Origin of the sequence: Kitasatospora sp. NPDC127035 (assembly GCF_042726075.1) — a bacterium.
Taxonomy (GTDB): Bacteria; Actinomycetota; Actinomycetes; order Streptomycetales; family Streptomycetaceae; genus Kitasatospora.
On the sequence record NZ_JBHXDN010000075.1, the window covers coordinates 21,123 to 46,155 of the forward strand.

19 protein-coding genes and 1 pseudogene are annotated in these 25,033 nt (G+C 72.2%); 8 read left to right on the forward strand and 12 right to left on the reverse strand.

Going from position 1 to position 25,033, the window contains the following annotated elements; all coding sequences use genetic code 11:
* Positions 1-21: 21 nt before the first annotated feature.
* On the reverse strand, positions 22-426 hold the full coding sequence (locus ACFWIC_RS34575) for a helicase associated domain-containing protein (RefSeq protein ID WP_380520881.1): 405 nt from the start codon (positions 424-426) through the stop codon (positions 22-24).
* A 129-nt stretch (positions 427-555) separates the two neighbouring features.
* Between ACFWIC_RS34575 and ACFWIC_RS34580 the strand changes: the two genes are divergently transcribed.
* Both ACFWIC_RS34580 and ACFWIC_RS34585 read left to right on the forward strand, forming a co-directional pair.
* Entirely contained in the window at positions 556-915 is a 360-nt protein-coding gene (locus tag ACFWIC_RS34580; RefSeq protein ID WP_380361416.1) for an ArsR/SmtB family transcription factor, read from the forward strand.
* A gap of 44 nt (positions 916-959) precedes the next feature.
* Positions 960-1,433, forward strand: a complete 474-nt coding sequence (locus ACFWIC_RS34585; RefSeq protein ID WP_380520882.1) for a GNAT family N-acetyltransferase — start codon at positions 960-962, stop codon at positions 1,431-1,433.
* A gap of 397 nt (positions 1,434-1,830) precedes the next feature.
* On the opposite strand, the gene arsB is transcribed toward ACFWIC_RS34585, so the two are convergent.
* Both arsB and ACFWIC_RS34595 read right to left on the reverse strand, forming a co-directional pair.
* Positions 1,831-2,925, reverse strand: a complete 1,095-nt coding sequence (arsB, locus tag ACFWIC_RS34590) for an ACR3 family arsenite efflux transporter (RefSeq protein WP_380520884.1) — start codon at positions 2,923-2,925, stop codon at positions 1,831-1,833.
* A complete protein-coding gene (locus ACFWIC_RS34595) occupies positions 2,925-3,230 on the reverse strand; it encodes an ArsR/SmtB family transcription factor (protein WP_380520886.1) in 306 nt (101 codons plus the stop codon). The genes arsB and ACFWIC_RS34595 overlap by 1 nt, the downstream gene beginning before the upstream one ends.
* Before the next feature lie 139 nt (positions 3,231-3,369).
* Here ACFWIC_RS34595 and ACFWIC_RS34600 point away from each other — a divergent pair, with 139 nt between their 5' ends.
* Both ACFWIC_RS34600 and ACFWIC_RS34605 read left to right on the forward strand, forming a co-directional pair.
* Positions 3,370-3,798, forward strand: a complete 429-nt coding sequence (locus ACFWIC_RS34600) for an arsenate reductase ArsC (RefSeq protein ID WP_380520888.1) — start codon at positions 3,370-3,372, stop codon at positions 3,796-3,798.
* A 36-nt stretch (positions 3,799-3,834) separates the two neighbouring features.
* Positions 3,835-4,640, forward strand: a pseudogene (locus ACFWIC_RS34605) (FAD-dependent oxidoreductase); the annotation flags it as partial.
* Here ACFWIC_RS34605 and ACFWIC_RS34610 read toward each other — a convergent pair.
* Positions 4,613-5,125 (reverse strand): hypothetical protein, encoded by a 513-nt coding sequence (locus ACFWIC_RS34610; protein ID WP_380520890.1) that lies wholly within the window; start codon positions 5,123-5,125, stop codon positions 4,613-4,615. The pseudogene ACFWIC_RS34605 and the gene ACFWIC_RS34610 overlap by 28 nt on opposite strands.
* A gap of 1,497 nt (positions 5,126-6,622) precedes the next feature.
* A complete protein-coding gene (locus ACFWIC_RS34615) occupies positions 6,623-6,784 on the reverse strand; it encodes a hypothetical protein (RefSeq protein WP_380520892.1) in 162 nt (53 codons plus the stop codon).
* A 322-nt stretch (positions 6,785-7,106) separates the two neighbouring features.
* On the opposite strand from ACFWIC_RS34615, the gene ACFWIC_RS34620 reads away from it, so the two are divergent.
* A complete protein-coding gene (locus ACFWIC_RS34620; RefSeq protein ID WP_380520894.1) occupies positions 7,107-7,832 on the forward strand; it encodes a hypothetical protein in 726 nt (241 codons plus the stop codon).
* Between the two features lie 1,015 nt (positions 7,833-8,847).
* Positions 8,848-10,386 carry an RICIN domain-containing protein gene (locus tag ACFWIC_RS34625; RefSeq protein ID WP_380520895.1) on the forward strand — a complete coding sequence of 513 codons (1,539 nt, stop codon included), beginning with the start codon at positions 8,848-8,850 and terminating at the stop codon, positions 10,384-10,386.
* Positions 10,387-10,470: 84 nt separating this feature from the next.
* Here ACFWIC_RS34625 and ACFWIC_RS34630 read toward each other — a convergent pair whose 3' ends face one another.
* From ACFWIC_RS34630 to ACFWIC_RS34650, 5 genes are all read right to left on the reverse strand, one after another.
* On the reverse strand, positions 10,471-13,926 hold the full coding sequence (locus ACFWIC_RS34630) for a helicase associated domain-containing protein (RefSeq protein WP_380520897.1): 3,456 nt from the start codon (positions 13,924-13,926) through the stop codon (positions 10,471-10,473).
* Positions 13,927-14,064: 138 nt separating this feature from the next.
* Positions 14,065-15,111 (reverse strand): ATP-binding protein, encoded by a 1,047-nt coding sequence (locus tag ACFWIC_RS34635; RefSeq protein WP_380520899.1) that lies wholly within the window; start codon positions 15,109-15,111, stop codon positions 14,065-14,067.
* The gene (locus ACFWIC_RS34640) at positions 15,102-17,246 is read right to left on the reverse strand and encodes a transposase (RefSeq protein WP_380520900.1); all 2,145 of its coding nucleotides are present in this window, start codon (positions 17,244-17,246) and stop codon (positions 15,102-15,104) included. The genes ACFWIC_RS34635 and ACFWIC_RS34640 overlap by 10 nt, the downstream gene beginning before the upstream one ends.
* On the reverse strand, positions 17,243-17,995 hold the full coding sequence (locus tag ACFWIC_RS34645; RefSeq protein WP_380520902.1) for a TnsA-like heteromeric transposase endonuclease subunit: 753 nt from the start codon (positions 17,993-17,995) through the stop codon (positions 17,243-17,245). Before ACFWIC_RS34645 ends, ACFWIC_RS34640 begins: the two co-directional genes overlap by 4 nt.
* Before the next feature lie 289 nt (positions 17,996-18,284).
* The gene (locus tag ACFWIC_RS34650; RefSeq protein WP_380520904.1) at positions 18,285-19,184 is read right to left on the reverse strand and encodes a DNA-binding protein; all 900 of its coding nucleotides are present in this window, start codon (positions 19,182-19,184) and stop codon (positions 18,285-18,287) included.
* Between the two features lie 688 nt (positions 19,185-19,872).
* Between ACFWIC_RS34650 and tap the strand changes: the two genes are divergently transcribed.
* Both tap and tpg read left to right on the forward strand, forming a co-directional pair.
* The gene (tap, locus tag ACFWIC_RS34655; protein WP_380520905.1) at positions 19,873-22,311 is read left to right on the forward strand and encodes a telomere-associated protein Tap; all 2,439 of its coding nucleotides are present in this window, start codon (positions 19,873-19,875) and stop codon (positions 22,309-22,311) included.
* Between the two features lie 118 nt (positions 22,312-22,429).
* Positions 22,430-22,972 (forward strand): telomere-protecting terminal protein Tpg, encoded by a 543-nt coding sequence (tpg, locus tag ACFWIC_RS34660; RefSeq protein WP_380520907.1) that lies wholly within the window; start codon positions 22,430-22,432, stop codon positions 22,970-22,972.
* Between the two features lie 99 nt (positions 22,973-23,071).
* Here the strand turns inward: tpg and ACFWIC_RS34665 are convergent, their stop codons facing one another.
* Complete coding sequence (locus tag ACFWIC_RS34665) at positions 23,072-23,443, reverse strand: helicase associated domain-containing protein (RefSeq protein ID WP_380520908.1); 372 nt, start codon at positions 23,441-23,443, stop codon at positions 23,072-23,074.
* 237 nt (positions 23,444-23,680) lie between these two features.
* The gene (locus tag ACFWIC_RS34670) at positions 23,681-24,841 is read right to left on the reverse strand and encodes a helicase associated domain-containing protein (RefSeq protein ID WP_380520910.1); all 1,161 of its coding nucleotides are present in this window, start codon (positions 24,839-24,841) and stop codon (positions 23,681-23,683) included.
* Positions 24,842-25,033: the final 192 nt, after the last annotated feature.

Consider the following 25,033-nt stretch of genomic DNA (forward strand, 5'->3'; position numbering starts at 1 on the left):
ACCACTACCCCGCCGCTGTACCTACGCCCACTCCACCCCGTGTTCGGCGAGCTGCGCGAGCTGCCCCAGGGTCAGCTTGGCCCGGCGTGCCTTCTGGTTGTTGAGCCGGGTGCCGAGGGCGAAGTGCGACACGGAAACGGCGTCCTCACCCCCGGGCCCGGCTTCTACATTCTCCAGGGCCTGCTTGTGCGGGCGGGGCACCCGCGGGTGGCCGTGCTCCTGGACGAAGGCCGCCAGCGCGGTCAGGCCCTGGGCGAACCGGTCGATGCGGGACACCGTCGGCTTCGCTTCAGCGGCGGCTTTCGCGGCCACCAGCTCGGCGTCCTCCTTGATGCCGACCGCCGACAGCAGGCCCCGCTGCTCCTCCTCCAGGTCCGGCCAGCCGGCGCCGATGACGAGGACGGGCAAGCCGGTGTCGGAGGTCATGGCGGCTTGTCTTCCCTTCGCGTCGGGTGGGCGGCGCTGGGCCGCCCCCACCCTCTTGATTCGACGATTATCGATGTGGTGGCGTCTCCGACCTTGCCGCCGGGATTAGACGGATGTCAACATAGACGTATGTCGAATCTGAGTGTTGAGCTGCCGCTGGCCGAGCCGGACGTGGTGCCGTGCTGCCCGCCGCTGACCTCGGCCGAGCTCTCGGCGGAGGACTCGGTACGGATGGCGGCGATGTTCAAGGCGCTCGGCGACCCGGTGCGGCTGCGGCTGTTCTCCAGGGTCGCCTCGCACCCGGGAGGGGAGGCGTGCGTGTGCGACATCCAGGACGTCGGGGTCTCCCGGCCGACCGTGTCCCACCACCTGAAGAAGCTGCGGGAGGCCGGGCTGCTGACCTCGGAGCGCCGTGGCACCTGGGTCTACTACAGGGTCGCCCCCTCGGTGGTGGCCGGCATGGCCGCCCTGCTCGACCTCAACCGCTGACCGGGGAGCGCTTGTTGCCGCACGTCATCCCTCTCATCGCCCCGATGGCGCCGGGGCACGCCGACGAGGTCCTGGCGATCTACCGGGCCGGGATCGAGGAGGGCAACGCCACCTTCGAGACCGCCGCACCGTCCTGGGAGGCGTTCGGCGCCGCTCGCCTGCCCGGCCACCGCCACGTCGCGCTCGGGCTCGCCGGCGAGGTGCTGGGTTGGGCTGCCGTCAGTGCGGTCTCGGCGCGGCCCGTGTACGCGGGGGTGGTCGAGCACTCCGTCTACGTGCACCCGGGGTTCCGCGGTTTCGGCATCGCCCGCGCTCTGCTGGAGGCGTTGGTCGCCTCGACCGAGTCGGCGGGGATCTGGACGATCCAGTCCGGGGTGTTCCCGGAGAACACCGCGAGCCTGGCCCTGCACGCGAAGGCGGGTTTCCGGGTGATCGGGACCCGGGAGCGGATCGCCCGCCACCGGGGCGTGTGGAGGGACGTGGTGGTGATCGAGCGCCGCAGCGCCCTGGTGGGTTGAGCGGCATCCTGCCGGGACTCGCAAGATTGCTGGCGGCTGGCGGCTGTTGGTCGACGGGGGCAGCAGAACCTTCGCCGGCGTCCGCCGCGGCGCGGGGCGGCCTTCGGGGAGAGCTGTTTCGCCACTGTCCGCGGCTCCGACAGTCCCGGGGCCGGCCTGCCGGGCTGCCCGAGTGCGAGGCCCTGGAGTAGTTGGTCGCGTTGAGCGTCCTGGTCCGCCGGGTCGAGACCGTGACCCTGCCGTCCTGAACGAACGGCGCGGGCCGGTGACGGGGCCATCCTGTCACCGGCCCGCGCGGGTCCTCACCGCCGCGATCGGTCCGGCGGCCCTACGTTGTCGATGGGTCGGTCGGGCCGGTCGTGAGGTCCGGATCACCCGGGGGTGCCGGGTGTGGCTTTCAGGTGGCTGCGGTGGTGAACTTCCTTCGCCGGGCGAGGGAGACGTAGACCAGGGCGATCAGGACCGGGACCTCGATGAGGGGTCCGACGACTCCGGAGAGGGCCTGGCCGGAGGTGACGCCGAAGGTGGCGATGGCGACCGCGATGGCAAGCTCGAAGTTGTTGCCGGCGGCGGTGAAGGCGAGGGTGGCGGTGCGGTCGTAGCCGAGGCCCAGGGCCTTGCCGAGGGTGAACGTGCCGAACCACATGATCGCGAAGTAGGCCAGCAGCGGGAGCGCGATGCGGGCGACATCGAGGGGCTGGGAGGTGATGGTCCTGCCCTGGAGGGCGAAGAGGATCACGATCGTGAACAGCAGCCCGTACAGGGCCCAGGGGCCGATCCGGGGGAGGAAGTTCGTCTCGTAGCGTTCGCGGCCGAGCTTCTTCTCGCCGAGGCGGCGGGTGAGGAAGCCGGCCAGCAGGGGGACGCCGAGGAAGACGACGACGTTGAGGGCGATCTTCCACATGGAGATGTCGAGGTGCTCGCCTTCGCCGAGGCCCAGCCAGTCGGGGAGTAGGTCGAGGTAGAACCAGCCGAGCAGGCCGAACGCGATGACTTGGAAGACCGAGTTGAGGGCGACCAGGACGGCGGCGGCCTCGCGGTCGCCGCAGGCGAGGTCGTTCCAGATGATGACCATGGCGATGCAGCGGGCCAGGCCGACGATGATCAGGCCGGTGCGGTACTCGGGCAGGTCGGGCAGGAAGATCCAGGCGAGGGCGAACATCAGGGCGGGTCCGAGCACCCAGTTGACGACCAGGGAGGAGGCCATGAGCCTGCGGTTGCCGGTGACGGCGTCGAGGCGGTCGTAGCGGACCTTCGCCAGCACCGGGTACATCATGACGAGCAGTCCGAGGGCGATGGGCAGGGAGATCCCGCCGATCTCGACCTTGGCGAGCGCGTCGTTCATCCCGGGTACCAGACGCCCCAGGCCGAGGCCTGCGGCCATCGCGGCGAGGATCCACACCGCGAGGTAGCGGTCGAGGAAGGACAGCCTTCCGGCGACGGACTCCGCCTGGTCGGGTCTGGTGTCCCGGGCTGCTTCGGCGCGGGCCATCAGCAGGACCTCTTGGTGCCGGCGTTCGCGCGGGCGGTGGCGGCGAGGTCGGCGAACTGGCCCGACAGGGTCTCCATGACCTCCGGCTTGAGCCGGTAGTAGGTGAACCGTCCGCAGGGTTCGGTGTCCACCACCCCGGCCTCCCGCAGCACCTTGAGGTGGTTGGAGAGGTTGGTCTGGCGGGCGCCGGTCTCCTCGACCAGGTGCGTGGTGCACAGGGTCTCGCGGGCCAGCAGGGTCACGATCTGGAGCCTGAGCGGGTCGGACAGCACCCGCAACAGTTCAGTGTCGACTGACATCAGCATGGGCTGATACTGTCACATCAGCTACTGCTGATACCAGCCCGGGCTGACATGTTCGGCAGTAGGGCCCCGCCCCGGCCGGACCCGCACTGCGGCCCGGCGCCCCGGCCCCGGCCGTTGACCGAGCGAAGGACAATCACCGATGACCGCCCCCGCCACCGCCGTGCTGTTCGTCTGCATCCACAACGCCGGCCGCTCCCAAATGGCCGCCGGCTTCCTGCGCCACCTCGCGGGCGACCGGATCGAGGTCCGCTCCGCCGGGTCCGTCCCGGGCGACCAGATCAACCCCTCCGCCGTCGCGGCGATGGCCGAGCTCGGCATCGACATCTCCGACCGGACGCCCAAGGTGCTCACCACCGGGGCCGTCCAGGCGTCCGACTACGTGATCACCATGGGCTGCGGCGACGCCTGCCCGTACTTCCCCGGCAAGACGTACCTGGACTGGGAGCTGGAGGACCCGGCCGGCCAGGGTGTCGAAGCCGTCCGCCCGATCCGCGACGAGATCAAGACGCTGATCGAGGGCCTGATCGCCGAGATCGACGCCAAGACCGCGACCGGCCAGGAGAACTGACTACTCGTCACCGGCGCCACCCGGGCCGGCGCCGACGTGCGCGAGGTCATCATCATCGGCTCCGCCCCCGCCGGGTACACCGCCGCCCTCTACACCGTCCGCGCCCGGCCCAAGCCGCTGCTGTTCGGCAGCGCGCGATATTCGTCGGCGGCTCGCTGACCACCACCCAGGTGGAGAACTTCCCCGGCTTCCCCGGTCTCCCCGACGGTGTCGACGGCCCGAAGCTGATCGAGGACATACGCGCCCAGGCCGTAAAGGTTCGGCGCCGAGATGATCGACGACGACCTCGCCTCCGTCGACCTCTCCGGCGTCATCGAGGACCTCACCGGCTCCGGGGCACCGTCCACCGCGCCAGGGCGGTCATCGTCGCCACCGGCGCCAGCCACCGCAAACTCGGCCTCCCGGGCGAGGACAAACTCTCCGGCCGCGGGGTGTCCTGGTGCGCGACCTGCGACGGCTTCCTCTTCCGCGGCAAGGACATCGTCGTGGTCGGCGGCGGCGACCCCGCCATGAAGGAGGCCACCTTCCTCACCCGCTTCGCCGACTCCGTCACCATCGTCCACCGCCGCTCCACCCTGCGGGCCTCCAAGGCCAGGCAGGACCGGACCTTGACCGACGACAGGATCTCCCTCGCCTTCGACACCGAGGTCGCCGAACTCCGCGAGACCGACAACGGCATGCCCGCCGGCCTCGTCCTGCGCGACACGTTCACCGGCGCACCGCGCGAGCACCCCGCCGCCGGACTGTTCGTCGCCATCGGCCACGACCCCCGCACCGAACTCTTCAAGGGCCGGCTGGAGCCGGACGCCGTGGGCTACCTCAAGGTCCACGCCCCCTCCACCCCCTCGCCTGTGCGGTAGAGCACGACCTCCAGGGTGCGCACCGTCCCGACACTCTTGCGGTGTGAGCCGGCCGGGGCGATCCAGCCTGCGGCGATGACGTACGGCCAGTCGCACCTGTAGCTGATGTTGAGGTGGTCGGCCGCCCGTTCCCCGGGAATCCGACGCCGCCCTTCGACCTGCTCGGCCATCTCGGCGTCTGCTCCCAGGGCCTCCGTGGCCGGCTTGGCCCAGCGGCCGAGCCGGCCGGATGCCGGTTCCCGCTGCTCAGCGGCCCAGCGGAACTCGGTCTCGGTCTCGGCCCAGGGGATCGTCTCCGCTTCCTGGGCGGTGGAGAACGAGGCTTCGATCCAGGCGGTGCGCTCGGCGACGACAGCGGCCAGGGCGTCGGTGTCCGCTCGCTGTCCTGCCTCCGGCGCACCGTAGGCGGGGTGTCCCTCGAAGCCTCCGAGGCGGCGCAGCGGGCCGAGGTCGGTGAGGACGGGCACGTCGTGGGCGGTGACGGCGTCGTTGCCGGTGGTCAGGTGCAGGGTTTCGGCGATCCGGCGGGCCCCGGGGAGACGCAGGGCGTCGAGGTGGGGAGCAGGTCGGGCAGGTCGGTGCGTACTTGGTGGACGAGGGTGTTACCCGGCCGTCGGCCGCGCCCTCGGCCGGGCCGCTCTGCCCGGCCCCGTCACTGGCGGCCCGCTGCTGTTTCCGGCGATGACGGGTGTCTTCTACCGGTGGCGCTGGCGTGGGCTCGTCGCCGGCTCGTTCGGCACCGGGGCGAACTCGGTAGAAGAGCCTGTCGGTGCCGGGGCCGGCGGGGAGTACGGTGATGTGACGGCTATCGATGACCGGGGGACGGCCGCCGCGGTGTGGCGGGCCGCTGATCCGGTGCGGGCTTATCGCACCTGTGGCTGCGCTGTGGTGGGGGAGTGCCTCGGGCGGCCCGGACGCCGGTGTGCCGGACTTTGGTGGCGAGCTCAACCTCGTGGCCGGTCCCGGTGCTCCGGTACCGCTCACGTCGAAGAATTCGACCCCGTACGTCGGGGGGAGTCCGAGCACGGGGCGGGGGTCGCTACGGTCGAGCGCGCAGCTGAACAGGCCGCCGGGCAGGTGTTGGACCAGCCTGCCGGCGGTCACCGCGGACACCCCGCCGCCCCGGGAGGGCACCTGGTCGAAGCGCCGGACCGATCCGGTGGTCACGTCGTGGAGGAACAGCGGCGGGACGGTCTCCTCGGGGAACTCCTCGACCAGCAGGAGTTCCCGCCCGCCGGTCCACACGCCGTTGGGGCTGCCCAAGATGACGAGCCCCTCGTAGCGGGCGAGGACCGACCCGTCCGCCACGGACAGGACCACCGTGTCGGTGCGGTCCTCCTCCTCGTCGATGAAGGCCACCGCCAGCAGTGTGCCGTCCGGTGACCACGCCACCCCACCGTCCGACCGCCAGCCCTCGGCCGACCACAGCGGCTTCCGCGCGCCCGTCGCCAGGTCGGTGACGCCCACCCGGACGCCGTCCTCGTCGGCCAGCGTGGCCATCGACCGGCCGTCGGGCGAGAGCGCCGCATGCTGGACGAGGCCGTCCGCGTCCGCGTCGAACACGCGCCGCTCCCTCGTCGCGAGGCAGAGCAGCACCAGGTCCCGGTCCGGCTGGTCCTTTGGCCCCGTGCGGACCAGCAGGTGAGTGCCGTCCCAGGAGAGTGCCAACGGCACCGGCTCCGGACGGTGCGGGAGACCTGCCACCTCGACGAGTTCACCGGTGTCCGCGTCCGACACCAACAGGGTCGAGGTCCCCGCCGGGGGTCTCACGAGCGCCGCGAACGCGGCCCGCCGCACCGGCCGCGTGTCGATCGTGCCGGGCCTGAACTCCGCTGACCTGTCCGTCATCACGGCACCTCCACGGCATCGCGCCGGGCGCTCCCCGGCCGCACCGGAGCGTAGCAACCGGCAGCGCGCCCGGACCCGCCCGGCGGCCCGGACCCTGCCGGGGTCCGTCGCGGGGTTCAGTACTTGGGTGCGGCGAAGTGCTTGAACGCCTCCCGGGTACTCGGTCCGGCGATGCCGTCGATCGGACCGGTGTAGCGCTCCTCGGCCCTCGGCTGGCGCTGCAGCGCTTTGACGGTCTCGGTCCGGCGATGCCGTCGATCGCGTCGACGTAGCCCCACCTCTCCTGGAGGAAGCGCTGGAGCGCCTTCCGGCTCTCGGTGTCCAACAGGCCGTTGACTGGGCCCGGGTAGCCCCAGCAGTTCGCCGGCCGGCCCTGGACGTACTCGGCCTCCGAGCGCTCAGGCCTGGGTTCTCGACGGCTGTGAGTCGTGCGCCGGCCCGGGAGTCTGCCGCCTGCCGGGCGGCAGACTCGGGCGTCGCGAAGGCCACGCCCGCCGAGGTGCCGGCGGCGATACCGGCGGCGATGGTGAGGCTGACGAGCGACCTCGTCATCGAGCTGGACCGCATGTGCACCTCTCACGGGATCGTGGGCGACGTCCGGTGCCACTGAAGGGCCGATCGCCCTCGTATCAGGTTCGTCTCTGCCGACCGCGCCGACCAGCCGCGATCGGGCTCCTCCCCACCGGATCACCCCCGGCTCGACATGGACCGGAGCCCTGGGCCACCACCCGGGGCGCCGAAGGCTGGCCGCCCGCCCAGAAGTTCGGCGGCGGCGTACGTGAGCTGGCGACGACGTCCACCGCCGACGGCTGGCAGGCGTTCTTCCACGTCAACACCGCCGCCCAGGCATGGCTGATCCGGCAGACCCCGCCCAACGGCACCTGGCCGGCGTTCACCAACCCCGCCAACAACATCACGGGCCCGCTGGCCGTCGCCCGCGCCAGGAACTTCCCCCTGATCGGGATATTCACCACCCCCGACGGCACCCTGCTCAGTTTCCAGCAGAACACCTCCGGAACCTGGAGCGGCCTGGCCCCGCTGTCGTTCGGCGAGGCCACACCCAAGACCTATCCCTCGGTGCGGCCGGTGCTGCTGCCCGGACCGACGCAGGGGCAGCTGATCGCCGTCGTCGCGGGCGCCGGACAGCAGTGGATCCTGGAGGAGCCCGCCACCGGAACCGGCCCCTGGACCGTCCTGCAGCACACCCCCAAGGACGCCGCCGGAAAGGTCCTCAGCCAGGCGGCCACCCTCGACGGCACCACCCTGACCGTCGCCACGTCCTATGCCTCCGGCCTGCAGTACGACAGGTACACCTACACCGCCTGACCGCCGCCGGGCCGCGCGGAGAACCGCGACGCCCCGACACCACCGGAGACCGCGTAGCCGGGGCGGGCCGTGCGGGGCCATGACACCGGCGCGGGATCGGGGCGCCGGTCACCGCCACGTCAGACGACGGAGCCCAGCCTCGGATCGAACAGCCCCGGCGGGATGTGAAGCCCGCCGGGGCTGGAGCCCCCCAACCCGGCGGATCTGCTCGTACCGGTAAGGGCTGATCGTCGCCAGGTCCGCCGGTCTCTGCCCGAGGACGCCGCCGAGGTCTCCCCGGCATGTCCCACCAGCGTCCCAGCCTGTCCGGTTTGGGTCGTTTCACTAGGCTGGGACAGCGTCTGGTCAAGATCGCCTGTCAGGGGCGGGGCCCCGGTGTCCGGCCGGGGCCGGCCACCGGGTTCTGGTACAAGCAGAGCGGTGGCCGGCCGGGGTCGAGCAGTGCCGATCCTCGCACGCCTGGTGGGTGGTCAGGCGCGTGCGGGGTTCTGGGCGTGGGTGAGGGCGTCGTCGATCGCCTCCCTCGGTTCGGGTGGATGCCATCGGTGACGTGCTTGCCTGACTGAGCTGCCGGGATTCTCCACAAAGGAGATCCGCGCCAAGGGGCCCGCCTCGATCCGTACGGCCACGGGGGCGCACGGGATTCCGTGCACTCGACAAGCACCCCACCGCGCCGACTTCACCTCTGGGCTCTGCCGGAAAATCGCAGCTCAGCGGTGAAACCGGACGAGAGTGCTGCGGCGGCTGAGGGGCGCACGGCCGGTCGAGACGGCCGTCGGGTGTGCGCGCAAAATCCCTGCCGAGTCTTCACCTAGGCCGCACGACTGCTGGCTGTGCCTCTGTGCGCCCCTGGCAGCGGCGTGGTGTTGCCCCGACGATGGCTCACGGTTCGGACCGCCGGTACCTGGCGGCGTCTCTAGGGCCGGGATCCACCCGGTCCCCCGCGCGCCAGGTCTGCCGTCGGCGGGCCTGGGCGCCCTTCGGAAGGTTGTCTATGTTACGTAGACCCAGAGCTTTGCTGCGCCTGCTGGTTCCGGCGGTGCTCGCGGCCGGCGTCCTGGTGCCGCTGTCGGCAGGCACCGCGTCCGCCGTGTCCCCGATCTGTGTGAGCGGCACTCTGCAGTTCGACTACCAGTCCGCCGAGGCGGGTACCGCGAAGCCGACTCTGACCAGGGGCGCCCGTAATGCCTCGGTCGAGCTGTGGGGTCGGGAGCTGGCAACCGAGACCGACCACAAGCTGAACTCCGGCACGCAGCTGACCGGTGCGGCCGACGGCTCGTTCAACCTCTGCTACACCCCGGTCAACACTACTTCCCTGGACCGCGTGTTCGTACGGTTCGCCACCCGTAGCAACCAGGTGTGGCGGGTCACCAACTCCTCCGGAACGGTGTACACCCTCAACACTCCGACGCTGTCGAACGTATCGGCGAACGTCGCTCTCGGTGCCGTCAACCCGACCGTTTCGGACCGTGCCTGGCACGCTTTCGACACCGTCAACCCGCTCTGGTCGCAACGCGCCAACTCGACCACACCGTGCTGGACGACCGCCGAGACGAGTGCTGCGAGCTGCACCACGCTGACGCTGCGCTGGCAGACCGGGTCCAACGACGGCCCGTACTACGACCTGGCGAACACCGTCCACCTGGGCGACAGCGACCCCGACTCCGAGCACACCGTGCTGCACGAAGCGGGCCACTTCTTCCAGCACCGCCTCTACAACAGCACGTTCCCCACCGTCACCAACTGCAACCCGCACTACATCCAGCTGGCGTCGTCCGCCACCTGCGCCTGGACCGAGGGCTTCGGCGACGCTGTGGCCGCCTACCTCCTGGGCGACCAGCGCTACGTGTTCCCGAACGGCGACTCCACCTCGTTCACCCACGTCGCGGGCTGGCAGACCGGCGACCATGTGCAGGGCAACGTGGCAGCCTCGCTGCTCCAGCTGTGGAACCAGGTGGACGGCAGTTGGAACCGCAGCATCACCACCCTGGCCGCGAACACGCCGGTGACCTTCGCCGACTGGTTCAGGAACGTCCGCCCGACGGCCGTGCCGCCGTTGTCCACCACCGGTGCCGCGCTGACCGCGCTGGACTCCCACGCCATCAACTACGGGCCCACGGTCGTCGGTGACAACGCCTACCACGTGCTCAGCAACGGCGGCGGCGTCGCCCTCCAGCACAGCGGGACCTGCGCCGTCACGGTCTCGACGGTGGCCGTGTTCGCCGCGCTGGACACCAGCCTGGCCTCGCAGCGCTGGAAGTTCACGTCCAACGGCGACGGCACCGTGCGGATCTACGACAGCTGCCTGATCCCGCTCTACCTGACCGCACCGGCCACCGCCGGCGGCCAGGTTTCGCTGCAAGCCGTCTACCTCGGCGCCGCCAACCAGCGCTGGCAGGTTACGCAGAACGCGGTCGGTACCTACACCCTGACCAACCCGGCCACCGGCTTCGTTCTGGACGGCACCGCCACCGCGGGGCAGGCGGTTACCGCCAATACCGCATCCGCCAGCTCGGCCAGCAAGAACTGGGCATCGGTCTTCTCCATCTCCTGACACCGACCACCCCCTGCCCTGGCCTTCTCCGCTCCACAGACGCAGGGTGCTGAGCTCTGCCGGTCATAGGGAGCGCGTGTCCGGTCACGAGAACCTGCTCGGCTCCTCACCACCGGGTCGGGCACAGAACCCGGGTCTCCCGCCATGCTCCAGGACGTCGAGTCCGAGGGCAGCAGGAGGCCCGGGTGCCTGGCCCTCGCGTACGGGGGCCACTACCGCGCACATGCGCGACTGTTCGACCGCGGCACGCGTGGGGCCAGACGGAGGACAAGGGGGTCCCGTGCAGGGTCGGCCGCGTCCGGGCGCCCTCGCCCTGCCCGGGGGCCGGCCACCACGCCCACCCCGGCCTGCCAGACCGGAAGGCCGACCCGATGTCCAACACCGTTCCCGTCCAGCCCGGCCCTGACGCCGTCGCCAGGGTTGGCCGGTGCGGCGTAGGTGGGCGTTGGCGCGTTTGCGTTGTTCGTATAGCCACCAGCCGAGGGGGAAGCCGTCGTGTTCGACGTCGTAGTGGGCGCTTCCCAGGCCGCCGTGCTGGTGGGCGTAGGTGCGGGCGTAGCGCAGGCCGGCGTCGATGCCGGAGGGGATGGTGGTGGGGCGGGGTCGTTCGGTGCCGGGGCCGGTGCGTGGGCGGGGTTCGTGCTGAGGGCGTAGGGCGTCGGCGTGCTGCGCGGTGATGCCGAGGTCGGCGAGGAGGTGCTGCTGGCCGGGGGTGAGGGTGGGGTAGGCGGCGCACTGGGTGAATAGCCATCGGGTGGTGTGTGCGGGCAGGCCGGGGAAGCCTTGGGCGGGGTCGAGGGTGCGGCCTGTGGTCTGGGTTTTGACGGTGTGGTAGGTGATCTGCCAGGTCATGCCCCAGGGCGGGTTCCACCACGGGTCGAGGGCGGCGAGAGCGTCGGTGCGGTCGGCGGGCAGCCGGCCGGCGGTGGCTCTCTCGCGCTGGGTGGCCAGCCAGGAGCCGATCGGGTAGTTCCCGGCGCGGGTGTTGTTGGGCAGGGAGAGGTGGCCGTGGCGCCGGGCCTGGGTGCGGGCGTGGGCCAGGCCGGTGTTGAAGGACTCCTGCTGGGTGGTGCGCCGCGGTTTGGCGTCTCGGGCGCGTTCTGCGGTGATGCCGAGCAGCGCCAGTCGCTGTTGCTGCTCGGGGTGCAGGGCGGGATAGGCCAGGCACTGGGCATAGAGCCACTGCCCGGTCCAGTCGGGGGTGCCGGGGAAGCCCCGTTCGGGGTCCAGCTCCAGGCCGCTTGTGGCCTGGGTCCGTGCGGCGCGGTAGCTCTTGTTCCAGTCCGCGCCCCAGGGCGGGTTCCACCAGGGGTCCAGGGCCGCCAGGAGCGCTGCGCCGGGCCACGGCGTGGTGGAGGCCGCTGCGCGGGTGATGGCGTAGTGGCGCTGGCGTGCGAGCCACGCCCCCAGTGGGAAACCGTCCTGGCGGGCGCGGGGCGCGACGTCGAGGTCGCCGTGCTGGCGGGCGTAGGCGCGGGCGTAGTACAGCCCGGTCTCCAGGCTCGGCGCGCTGGTGGCGGGGTCGGGCCGGGCGGTGGCCGCAACCTGGACGGTCAGTCCCAAGGCGGCGAGTTGCTGTTGCTGTCCGGGATCGAGGTCCTGGTAGGTGGCGCACTGGGTGAACAGCCACTGGCCCACGGCGTCGTCGAAGCCGGCGAACGCATCGGCGGGGTCAAGGACATGGCCGGCCCGTACCAGGGTGCTCACCGTGTAGCAGGTGCGCTGCCAGTGGGTGGGCCACGGTGCGGCCCACCAGGGGTCCAGGGCGGTGAGCTGGTCGGCGATGCCGGCGGCCTCGGTTCCGGCGCGGGTGCGGCTGCGTTGGTTGGAGAGCCATTGGCCGATGGGGAAGCCGTCGTGGGTGTCCTCGGGGTGCGCGCACAGGTGGCCGGTGCGCGCCGCGTAGGCGCGGGCGTGCGCGAGTCCTTCGGTACGCGAGTCCTCGATGCTGCGCCGGCGCCGGCGGGCCGCTTCGGCGCTGTGCGCGGTGATGCCGATGCGGGCCAGCAGGGCACGTTGCTGGGGGTGCAGGTCCTGGTACTTCAGGCACTGGTCGAACAGCCAGCTGCCCATGTTCTCGCTGAAGGCGTCGAAGCCCTGGCCGGGATCGACCAGGACACCGGTTTGCACCTGGTGGTGTGCGCGCTGGTAGATGCGTTGCCACCGGGTGCTCCACGGAGGGTTCCACCACGGGTCCAGGGCGCTCAGCGCGCGGGCGCGTTCGGGCGCCAGCCGGGGGCCGTAGGCGCGCTGGTTGGACAGCCACAGCCCGAGTTGGAAGCCGTCGCGCCGGTGCCGGTAGGGGATGGACAGGTGTCCGTGTTCCTGGGCGAAGGCCTCGGCGAGCGCGTAGCCGCGGGCGAAGCCCTGCACGGTGGCGTCGTCTTCCGCGGCCGGGCCCGTGTCGCCCTCGGCCGCGGGGGCTGTCGAGGAGCGCGGTGCGGTGCGGCGCGCGGGGGCGGTGGCGGGGGTGCGGTAGGCGGGGGCGATCCACCACAGGCTTCTGCGCCTGCCCTCCTTGGCGGGGCGTGGGCGCCAGCAGTTGTGCAGCCAGGCGGTCAGCGGACCGGAGGACTCGTCGGCCAGGGCCTGGACCAGCCAGGGCCGTCGTAGGCGGGTGGCCAGCTCGCGGGTGAGGTCGGGGGTGTCGGCCGGGGTGTGGGGTTTGTGCTTCTGGGCCCGGACCTGCTGCTGCCAGAAGCCGCCGGCCAGCAAGCCGGCCAGGACGACGCTGTCGGGGTAGGTGGCGACGGCGCGGGCGATGTGTTCGGGGATGTCCGCGTGGGGGTTGGCGTGGGCCAGGGCGTCGCGCAGCCGGGGCCAGCGTTGCTCCTGCGGCCAGGCGGCGTCCCACCAGGTCGCGGTGACGGACTGGGCGAGCGGGAAGGCGTCGGCGATGCCGCAACGACGCCGCAGCCAGGTGGCGTGACGGCTGCTGGCAGCGGCGATCTCGGGCAGCCCCGCCAGGCTGAGCTCTCGGACCTGGTCCTGCCGACGGCTGAGGACCTGCCCGGCGAGGCCGCGACGCGGTTCACCGCCCGCCTGGCCCGCATCGGCGGGCCCGAGCCCGCCCCTTCCTTGGACCGCGTCGTGAGGATCCGTCAGCCAGACCGCATGGCGGCGGCACACGTGCTGGTGGCCGGCGGTGTACAGACTCGCGGTTTCGGCGCGGCCTGTGCGTGCGGCGGTACAGCGCGCGCAGGCCGCCGCGGTCGGCGCGATGGACGTGGCGCTGTAGAAGGTGACGGCCGGTCCGGCGTCGTGGCGCCCGGCCGGTTCGAGCTGCGCCCAGGCGGGCAGGGCCCGCTCCAGGTGCGCGGGCGGTACCTGCGCGAGGGCGGCGAGGCGGTTACGGGCCTCGGTGTTGAAGTACACCTCGCCGCCTCGCGGGAAGGACGACATGGGGCGGCGGTTGCCGAAGGCGAAGAACTCCGCGATCAGGTCCGGGGCGGTGGTACAGAGGCGGGCGGCCAGCCGCTGCAGGAACGACAGGGTCGTCTCCCGGCCCAGGGGCCGCGCCCGGACGGCGCACGGCGCCATAGGGAACAGCCGTGAGGACGGCGCGCGCCTCGCCTCTATGGTCACAGCAGTACTGCTCCGCTCTCGAAGGGGTCCGCGCGAGGCAGTCGCACGGCGCAGGACGTCCGGCTTGGCTTCCAGCACTCCGCGCCCGGGCGGCTATCGGTTTCTCCCGTCCCGTCCGGTGGGGCTGCGCCGGGTCGGGGCAGGGGCGAGGAGTTGCTGCTGGGCGCGGATGTCGAGCTCGATGCCGTCCAGGAGCTTCTTGGTGATGCGCTCGGTGTTGTCCGCGATGGTGGTGATGGCCGCCTCTCGGATGAGGTGGGACAGGCTGCCGATCACTCCGCCGGTGCGCCGGTGCAGGTAGGGGGCGAGACGGGCCAGGGTCCCCGGGCGGTGGTGCCGCAGCCGCAGTGCGCTCTCCAGGTCGGTGACCAGCTCGAGCCACGTCTGCCGCTGCTCGGCGGTGCCGTGGGGCAGGGGGTCGTTGCGCAGGAGTTTGAAGCGCCCGGCGAGCTGCTGTCCGCGGGGGCCGACCAGCAGCGGGGAGGTGTCGACGTCGACGCCGGCGTAGATGAACGTCGCGGCGATACGTTCGCCCAGGTGCTTGATCTGGTCGGAGGTCTCGGCGCCGGAGCGGGTGCGGGTGTCCAGCAGGTGGATGTCGTCGACCAGGACCAGCTGGGTCCGCAGCTCGCGCAGGGTCGCGCAGACCGAGTCGGTGATCTGGGCCTGGTTCATCCGGCGCAGCACGGGCACGCCCAGGAACCGGGCGAACTCGCTGACCAGCATCTTGGGAGTCGAGGCGGGCGGGACGGAGACGAACGCCACCGGCAGCCGGTCCTTGACCCCCGGGTGCCTGCGCCGGTCGGTGAGCTCGAAGATCCGTCCCAGCTCCATCAAAGTGGTGGTCTTGCCGGTACTGGGCAGCCCGGAGACGATCAGGCCGCGCCGGGCGGTGCCCTGGTGGCGCCGGTTGACGAGCAGCATCTTCTGCAGTTCCAGCGAGACCCGTTTCATCGCCGGAGTGCGCACCACGACGAACTCGGAGTGGTAGTCCAGGCGCTGCTCCCGGGTCCAGCCGCTGGCGTCGGCCGACTGGTCGCCGGGGGCGTTGTCGACGTAGCGCTGCCAGCCCACCCAGGTGCTGACCGGGTCGAACGCTTCGTCTTCGCCCTGGCCGGGGGCGGGATTCACTACAGCCACTGCTGGGCCTCCAGGTAGGGGTTCAGCACATGAGTGGGGCGCGTCGGCCCGGGATCGGGAACGCAGCCCTCCTCGCCTTCGTCGTCGCTCTCGTCGAATCCGGATTCGGCCAGGTCCTCGGCGCACTGGAATCGCTGCGCGTCCTCGACATCGGGGCCTTCGCTCCGTTGCTCCGGGGCGCCGCCAGTCGCAGCAGTGTCCGCAGGCGCCGGCGCCAGCGCCAGGCCGGCCGGGGCGAGGGAGGTCGCGGCTGCGGCGCGGGCCGCGATGGTGCGTTCGCGGCGGGTGCCCGTTCCTGCCCCGGCGCGCCGCAGCAGCGTGTCCAGGGCCCGGGCCAGGGCCACTTCGTGGGCGTCGCGGTCAGTGGTGCGCGCCACCGTGCTGACGATGTGCCGCCAGGCGGCGTCGGTGAACGGCATGCTCACCTGAGTGGCGTGGATCCAGGGCACTTCCTGGAAGCCGCCCGGTAGCCTGACCCAGATCCGGGCCGGGTCGTAGGGATTGTGGTGGACCTCCAACTGCACGGCCGCTCCGGCGGAGGTGCGGCTGCGCCGGTGCCCGTTCAGAACGGTGCTGTCGTAGGTGCGGTAGTCGAAGCGGATCCCGTAATCGCTCACGGGCTGCCAACGCACCGGCAGCAGTTCGATGTGGTCCTCCCACGCCAGGGGCAGCGGGACGTAGCCGGCGATGCCCACCAGAGCACCCCACATCTCGATGGGCGACAGCGACAGGTGCGGCAGCATCGGGTGCCGCAGCGCGGTGTGCTTGCGCGCGTGCCACCCGGACACCAGCCACTCGTCGAAGAGTTCCTGCAGCTGCGGCAGCGTCCACCGGGCCTCGTCCTGGACCCTGCGCCCGCGCTCGGCGGCGCTGGACCCGGTGTAGCCGGCGACGTACTGGCAGAACCGGTGGTTGATCGACCCGAACGTCCGCTCCACCGCACCCTTCGCCGGTCCGTTCGCGGGCGGGACCGGCTGCAGCGAGACTCCCAGACTCTCGCACGCGCCCAGGAACGAGGAGGACACGAACACCGCGCCCTGGTCCACGACCACCGTCTCCGGCACGATCACCGGCCGCGCCGCCGCCCCCTTGAACCGCTCGTCCAGACTCAGCAGCCGCTCGTAGGGGACCACCGAGCGCTGCAGTGCCAAGGCCGCGTCCCAGCCCGGCCGCATCCGCGTCGGCGCGACCATCTCCGCCAGCAGGACCGCCGCGTCCACCGCACTGGTACCCGGCGGCCGCAGCACCGCCGCACACACCGACCGCGTCGCCACATCGAGAGCGATCGTCAACTCCGGACGGCCCGTCACCCCGTCCGCCAGCACCGCCAGGACATCCAACGGGGTGCTGTCCATCATCACCAGCTCACCGGGCCGCAGCGCCACCGTCGGCCTGAACGGCGCCGCCGGCCGTGAGCCGTGCGAGCGCCGCTGCGCCGCGCTGCCCAGCAGTCCCTGGCCATCGGCCAGCACGTGCACCAGCCGGTTGAACGTCGACGCCGGCGGCACAGCCACCACCCCGGGACCGTGCACCTCCTCCAGGTGCCAGCGGACCTGGTCGCGCAACCGCGTCAGCGTGCCCGTCGACCGATCCCGCTGCCGCCCCAGCACCGCCATCACACCCTCCACGACCCGCTGATCGGCCCGCCCCACCGCAGACGCCGGGCGTGTGGTGCGCCGGTCCACCAACCCCCACACCCCCTGGTCCCGGTACCGCGCCCGCATCCGGCGCACCGTCGTCACGCTCGTCGCCGCCCCGGCCGCCGTCAGCTCCGCAGCCTTGGCCCTCTCGCGCTGCGCCAACGTGGTCACCTCCGGGTCGTACACCGCCCGCGGCACCCCGCCGGGGACGGCTGCGCCCGACTCGACTTCCCGCACGTGCCGCTCCCAGGCCAAGGCCTGCTGACGGACGTGGTCGGGAAGCGTGTCCAGGAGCCCGGCCGCCGCCATCTTGACCTGGAGCGGGCCGCCGATGACCTCGAATTGGGGATCGGCCAGCAGGTGGGACAGCAGCACCGTGGAGATGGCACCCGCCTCCCCGAGGAGGCGTGCGCGGGCGCCTTCGAGCGCGGCGAGCGTCCAGGCGCGGCCGTCCCACCGCACCTGGTCTCCCACGGCGAGCGCGGTGCCGCTCATCCTGCGGCCCCGGTTGCCGTCGTGGTGGCCACGGTCCGCTCGTGCAGCGGCTGGTCCAGGGGAGCGCTGAGCACCCCGCTCCACAGTGCGTGGAAGACCACCGGCCATGCCGCGATGGGCTCCCCGAGCCGCCGTACACCCTCGATGAGCGGGAGCGGCTGAGCGAAGAGGCCGGCGACCCGCCCCGTCGGGGTGCTGCCGCTATGGCGCGGATGCCGGTAGCCCGACAGCCACCGCACGTTGGCCGCGAGCACCGGGTCAGGGGGCCGCGCGATGCGGTAGTGCCAACCGACGGCCCGGGCCGCGGCAGCCATCGCAGCGGCATGGTCGGCTAGGCGGGCGGGGACGCCCTCGCCACCCGCACAGTCGACCAGCAGGCCGCTGCCGTCCCGCAGCCGTGCCATCAGGTGCGGGGCATGCACGGCAACGGTGTCGTCCTCTCCCAGCCACGCCAGCTCCACCGGGCTGCAGGCCAGCGCGACCACCTGTGGATCGTGGTCCAGCAGCATGATCTGGGTGCGCATCGCGCCGAAGCCGTAGTGCACCAGGCGCCCGGTCGACGCCGACCACCACCACCCCGGAGCGATCCGACGCCCGCGTTGCACGGGGAAGGTTCGCACCGACGCCAACTCCTCCAACGCGACCCCGTGCGCGGCCCGGGTCCAGGGCATGCGTTCGAGCTCGGTACCTGCGCCGACGATCCGCGCCTCGACCCGGTCGGAGCCCGGATCACGTCCGCCCGCGAGCACCGTCGCATCCTCACCTGTCGCATCCTCACCTGCCGCATCCATCCTCCAGATGTCCCACAGGCCGCAGCCTCATAGCCCGGAACCCCCGTATCACTGACAACGCCCCTGACCATGCGCTAAGGACTTCGACCACCGCTCGCCGGGGAGTTCGCCGACTCGGAGGCAGCGGGCCTGTACGGTCAACCGGCTCGACAGACCCTGCAGGGGAGCGACCCGGAACACACCGGGCCCCGGTCCAGGAGCATGCACCGGTGACTTCCCCCGTCGAGGACTGGCCTCTCCCGCGTCGTCACCCGTATTGCTCCTCGAGGTTGTCGCGGTGGTCGTCGATGTTCTGTCGGAGGTTCTCTGCGGGGATGTGGGTCCAGGTGCTGAGCTGGTCGAGGGGGATGCCTGCGGTCTGCGCCGCGCTGGCGATGCCGGTGCTGGCCTCGGTCAGGGTGCCGATGGCCTTGTCGAGGGTGTCCAGCAGCTGTTGGGTGGTTGCGGCGAGTGGTGCGGTGTCGTCGAGGTCCAGCTGCGCCAGGAGGCCGGAGGCGTCGCGGAGCCTGTCCTTGATCCAGGTGCGTTCAGGGCGGGGGACTGCGGCACGCCAGCTGATGGTGCCGTCGGCGCGCTGGGCCAGTTTCCGCAGCTGCGCCGCCACGGAGACCGGTTGGTCCTCGCGTTTGACCCACCACGGGTCCAGGAACCGCTCACCGCTCCGGCCGGCGCCACGGCGCCGGCGCACGAGTGCTCCCCACCAGGCGGTGAGCGCGCTGCTGTCGGGGACCGCGCCGACCTCACCGAGCCAGGGGCGGGCGAGCCTGCGGCCGAGCTCCCGGCACAGCGCCCCGTCGGGCGGGAAGGGACGGATCCGCTCGCCGCCGCTGTCCTGCCATACCAACTCGGCCACCACCGGGTCCACCAGCGTCCCGGCGACCGCGACGACCTCGGGGAACGTCGCGGCCTCCCGGGCCACCGCCCGCCACCACCAGAACTCGGGCCCCGCGTCCCCGCCGGCCAGGCGGTGCAGCCGGGCCGGCCAGATCCGCTCCTGCTCCCACCCCAGCGCATGGTCCCACCACTGGCACACCACCGCCCGCGCCACCGCGAACACCGCCGCCGCCTCCACCCCGCCACGCTGCGCCCGGCGGACCACTCCCGCCCATCGCCGTTGTGCCTCGGCGATCTCCGGCAGGCCGCGCACATCCAGAAACTCCAGGCCGTGGTCGGCGTCCGTGTCCAGCAGCCACCGGCCGTGCCCGCGCGCACACCCGCTCCCAGCGGGGCGCGTACCGCACCACCCGCACTGGCGCCCCGGTCCGCCGCGCCGCGCACGACCGGCATCCGAACGCCGCCGGCCCCACCGCCGCGCCGGCCACCCGCCACACCGCCCGCGGACCGTCCGCACCCGCCGCTGCGGCCAGCTTCTCGTCGTCCACGCCCCACGCCGGCAGTGCCCGCTCCAGCACCTCCTCCGGCACCCCGCACAACCCGGCCAGGGCTCGCCGCCCGGCCGTGTCCAGCAGCATCTCGGCATCCGCCCGCCCTGCACCGCTCTCATGCCGAGGGCGCTGCCCCTTCCACTGCCAGGTCGTCAGCAGAGCCGCAGAGTTGAGGCCGTAGCGGGCAGCGACCCGGTCAAGAAGCGAGAGGGTCGTCTCCCCGGCGAGAGGAGACACACGGAAGATCCCGGAAACCATGGCCCCTAGCCTCTCGAAGAGCCGCAGGTCCTGAAGGCAGTTCCTTCCTCTTCTTCCTCTCGCGTCCTGGTGACTGGACCTCTCTCGTCGGCGGGGCAGTGCCGTGTGCCTCCGGCCGGGGTGGCGTGACTCAAATGTGCGATCCAGAAGTTACTTTCACGCTAGGGTGGGTGATGGAAGGGGAGGTGCTGCATGAGTGACGACCTGTTCGCGGCGATCGACGCGCTGCTGGAGCGGCCGAAGCCGGCCGACGACCTGCCGGTGCCCGCCGAACGGGAGCGGCTGCGCAAGGCCGCCGAGTACACCCAGGAGGACCTGGCGAAGGCGCTGAAGACCCGGCGGGAGACGATCGTGCGCTGGGAGGCCGGGTCGACCGACCCGCGCCCGCCCAAGCGTGAGGTGTACATCCGGTTCCTCGCGACGCTGGCACTGCGCCACGGCACGGTCGAGCCCACCGAGTGGCTGCGCCGGGCCCAGGCCGCCGGCCTCGCACCCGCCAGCGTTCAGGCTCCGTCGGCCGTGCCGACGACGGCTGGCCCGGTCGAGGCGGCGCCGACCGTGCCCGCTCCCGTGCCGGCGGCGTTCGGCGGCGACCAGGCGGACCAGGCGGACCAGGCGGACCAGGCGGTGGAGCTGGACCGCGACGCGGCCGGGGACCTGGTCACCGGTCAGCCGCAGCCGTGCGTGCGGTGCGGGCGCCCGACGCCGTACCGCTCGGGTGGCCGTCCGGTGCACATGGGCGGCTGGTGCACCGCGGCCGCGGCCGCGCAGCCGGCTGCCGCCGAGCAGGCTCCGGCCGCCGCTCCCCGCCAGGCCGCCCCCGCTGGCGCTCCTGCGGCTGGACCCGCGCGTCGTGCGACGCCGTCGCGTCCGGCGGCTTCCTCACGGGCGCGCAAGGCTCCGGCCAAGGCCACTTCGGCGGCTGAGGGTCCGTCCGACTGGGAGGCGGTTGCGGCGGCGCGGTTCCCGGCCGGTCCGCTCGCGGTGCTCGACGTCGCCCCAGACGGCAAGACGTTCGTCGCCTACCTCGCCGATGGCACGGTGGCGTCGACCGCTCCGGCCGGCCGCACGCTGGCGGCTGTCGTGGAGTGGGCGTTGGAGGCCAAGTTCGGCTCGCCGCGGCTGCACCGGCACGGCAAGGACGGCGACGCCCTGGTCGTCGTCTCCGACGCCGCCCTCGCAGAGCTCGGGCTGCCCCGGATGGGCCGCGACGAGAAGACCGAGTACGTCCAGCGCCTGGGCCAGCTACCGAAGACCCACAAGGCCGTGAAGGCAGTCGAGAAGGCCGGCTGGCTGCTCACCCAGCGCGGCCTCGGCCCGTGGGCCCGGATCTACCGCACCCCCGAGGACGGCCGCCGCCAGTGCGTCCAGCTGTGCATCCCCGCCTGGGACGCCCTGGCCTCCGGCGGCTGGACCATCCCCGAGCACCTGGACGCCGCCGACCTGGCCCGCCTCCTCGGCACCTACGCCACCCGGGTCCTCACCCCCCGCGGCTCCACCGCCGTCTCCGGCCTCGAACTCGTCACCGCACTGCGCCCGCCGACCCGCGCGGTGCGCACCGAGTCCGGCTGGACCTCCGGCCCGGTGGAGGGCTCCCGGCCCAAGGACCCGTTCGACCCGGCCCCGCCGGAGGTCCCGGACGTCCACCCCCTCGCCCAGGACCGCGAGGCGGGCGGCGAACTGGTCACCGAGGCATGGGACTGGCACCGCCCCCTCACCGACACCGAGAAGGCCGCACCGTTCGCGGTCGGCCTGGACATCAACATGGCCTTCCTGGCCGCCGCCGGCCGCCTGGTGCTGCCACTCTCGGGGCCCGTGCACGAGCTGAACCCGGTGTTCGACCCCAAGATCCCCGGCAGCTGGCTGGTGGACCTGTCCGGCGTCGACACGAACCCGCTGCTCCCCTCGCCGTTCACCGCCGACGGCTCCCGCCCGACGGGACCTGCCTGGTACTCCACGGTGAAGGTCGCCTACGCCACCGAGCTCGGCGCCCGGGTCCAGCCGACCGAGGGCTGGCTGCGGCACGAGCACGGCCCCTACCTGGACCCGTGGCACAAGCGCCTGCGGCAGGCGTACGTCGACACCATGGCGGCCCTCGGCGTCCCACTCACCCTCGCCGACCACGACCCGCTCGCCTTCCTCGACGCCATGGCCAACCTCAAGACCACCGGCGACCCGGCCGAGCTCGCCGTGCTCACCGCGATCAAGCAGACCGCCAAGGGCACCATCGGCAAGATGCGCGAACGCCCCCGCGGCCACGGCTACAAGCCCGGCGAACGCTGGGCCGCCCTGGACCGCCCGACCTGGGACCCACTGATGCGCGCCCTGGTCATCGACACCGCCACCGTCAACCTCCACCGCAAGCTCATCCGCATGTACGCCCAGACCGGCCTGCACGCCTTCGCCGTCCTCTCCGACTGCGCCGTCTTCGCCGCCCCGGGCCCCGGCGCCCTGGACGTCCTCACCCGCCCGGACGGCACCCTCACCACCTCGCTGCGCCTCGGCGTCAGCCCCGGGCACGTGAAGCACGAGGGCTCCCGGCCGATGACCGAGATCACCGAGCTGATCGCCGACGGGACCAACCCGGCCCGGCACATGAAGGCCGGCGGCCAGGTCTCCGCCGACGAGTAGCCGCACCAGGCCGGGCCCGCACCACGCGTGCCCGGCCCCACACACCACGACCACCAGCGGACCGCCGACCGGCAACCAGCCACCACGAACATCACCAGCACGAGGAAGGAGAAGTCCGATGGGGGAGATCGACGAGGGCCTGGAGCGCGCCGAGCGCACCCGCCCGATTCCGCAGTCCGTGCCGGCGCGGATGCGGTTCCTGCTGAAGGGCGCCAAGGGTTCCACCAAGGCCCTGGCCGCCGAGCTCGACGTCTCGCAGCGCACTGTGCAGCGCTGGCTCAAGGGCCAGGGCGTCCCCAAGCCCGCGGCCGCGGCCAAGGTCGAGCAGCAGGTCCGCGCGAAGTGGCAGCCGAGAGTGAAGGACCGCACCCGCAAGGCCGCCGAGAAGAACGGCTTCATGCTCCACATCAGCGGCACCTTCGGCTACAGCTCTGCAGCCGGCTCCACCGACGACCCCCGGGCCCGCACGATCACCCAGAAGATGCCCGGCGACGTCGCCAAGAAGCTGTACGAGGCCCGCGACGCCGGCGCCACCCAGGCCCAGCAGGAGCGCATCCTCGCCGAAGGCCTGCGCGAGCACTACTTCAAGGACAACGGCCACCGAGCCCGAGGCCTCGACGTCGAACTGAACGACATCGCCTGGCTGGACGTCGAACTGTAGACCCCGGCCGCCAGCCACAGGTGACGGCCTCTTGGCGCTTTCTCAAGGCCGCAGCAGACTACCGCCGGGCAACTCACCGCCCGGCGGTAGGACGGGCCGCTACGCCCACTCCACGCCGTGTTCGGCGAGCTGGCCCGGGGTGAGCTTCGCCCGGCGGGCTTTCTGGTTGTTGAGCCAGGTGCCGAGGGCGAAGTGCGACACCACGGCCTGCTCCTCGCCGCCGGGGCCGGCCTCGACGGTCTCCAGCGGTTCCTTGTGCGGGCGGGGCACCCGGGGATGCCGTTCCCGCTCGACGAAGGCCGCCAGCGCCGCCAGGCCCTGCTGGAACCGGTCGGTGCGGGAGCGCGTCGGCTTCGCCTCGGCGGCGGCCTTGGCGGCCACCAGCTCAGGGTCGGCCTCGATGCCGATCGCCGTCAGCAGGTCCTGCTGGTCGACCTCCAGGGCGGGCCAGCCGGCGCGCTGCGTCTGCACCCAGCGGCCGAGCTGTGTGAGTTCCTACCGCTGCGCCGACGCTTGAGTGGCCTCTGAGGCCTCTGACTGATGCATCTCGTGAGTCCAGCAGGAACTGCGTGGGTCGTCCGTCGAGGGGCGTCGAGCTGGTGTTCCCGGTCGAGCCCTCATCCACGATCAGGCCCGACCGGCCCTGACCTGCCGACTTCGCCGGTGTACGGGAATCACGTGAATGTCCCGGGAATCCCAACGCTGCCGTTACGCCCATTCGACGCCGTGTTCGGCGAGTTGCGCGAGCTGGCCCGGGGTGAGTTTGGCTCGGCGGGCTTTCTGGTTGTTGAGCCAGGTGCCGAGGGCGAAGTGCGACACCACCACCTGCTCGTCGCCGCCGGGGCCGGCTTCCACGGCCTCCACCTGTTCCTTGTGCGGGCGGGGGACCCGGGGGTGCTGCTCGCGCTCGACGAACTGGGCGAGCGCGGCCAGGCCCTGGGCGAACCTGTCGCCGCGGGACACGGTCGGCTTCGCCTGGGCGGCGGCCTTCGCGGCCACCAGCTCAGGGTCGGCCTCGATGCCGATCGCCGACAGCAGGTCCCGCTGGTCCTCCTCCAGATCCGGCCAGCCAGCCCGCTGAGCCTGCACCCAGCGGCCGAGCTGCTCGCCTTCGAACACCGTGTCCAGGGGCAGGGAGGTCCAGTCGACGAGGCCGTCGGTGTCCAGCCACCACATGCGGGCGGTGGCGTAGGCGCGCTGCCAGGTGACCGGCCACACCGGGCACCACCACGGGTCGATCTCCTCCAGCGCCCGCCGCCGCTCCGGCGCCAGCGCCCCCGGCTCGCCGGCCGGGACCTGCGCCGCGGCCCGCAGCTCCGAGAGCCACGTGCCGATCGCGTACCCGCCGACCGACGCCCGCGCCGGCGCCGCCAAGGAGCCGCCGTGGCCCTTCGCCCACACCCGCGCCCAGTCCAGGCCGGCCTCGAAGCGAGCGTCGCTCACGGACCAGATCATGCCGAGCGCGTCGAGCATCTCCACCCGGTATGGCGCCAGCTCACCATTCGCATTCTCCCCGCGCCGGTCCGACAGCCACTTTCCCAGCGGGTAATTCCCGTTCTCCCCGACCAGCGCCGAATAGGGGACGTCGAGGCCGCCGGTCTCCTCGAACCAGCGTCGCGCGTGACCGATCCCCTCACGCCACAACTGCGTCTCACCGACCAGCACCCGCGAGGCGATGAACAGCGCGAGCACGTTCTCGTCCACCGGAGCCTGGAACCGAACCGGCAGCGTGAACGCCCCTCCACCACCCGCCCCGACCATGCTCTCACCAGGGCCGGAAGCAGCCTCGGCGCTGCGCCCCTTGGTCCGCTTGCCGGACTTCTGCGGCACCGCGAGGGCCTCCACCACTTTGGCGTCGTGGCTGCGCAAAGCGGTCAGGATCTTGACCAGCGGGCCGTAGGAATCGGACTCCAGGATGTCCCCGGGCTCCTCTCCGGGCTTGAGGAAGACCGGAACGATCAGGCTGGCGTGTCAGTCTTCTCTCTAGTTGCAACACTGATGCCGCTCTGACCAGGTGTGCTTGAGGTAGCCAACAAACTTAAAGCTGCCCATTGGTATGCC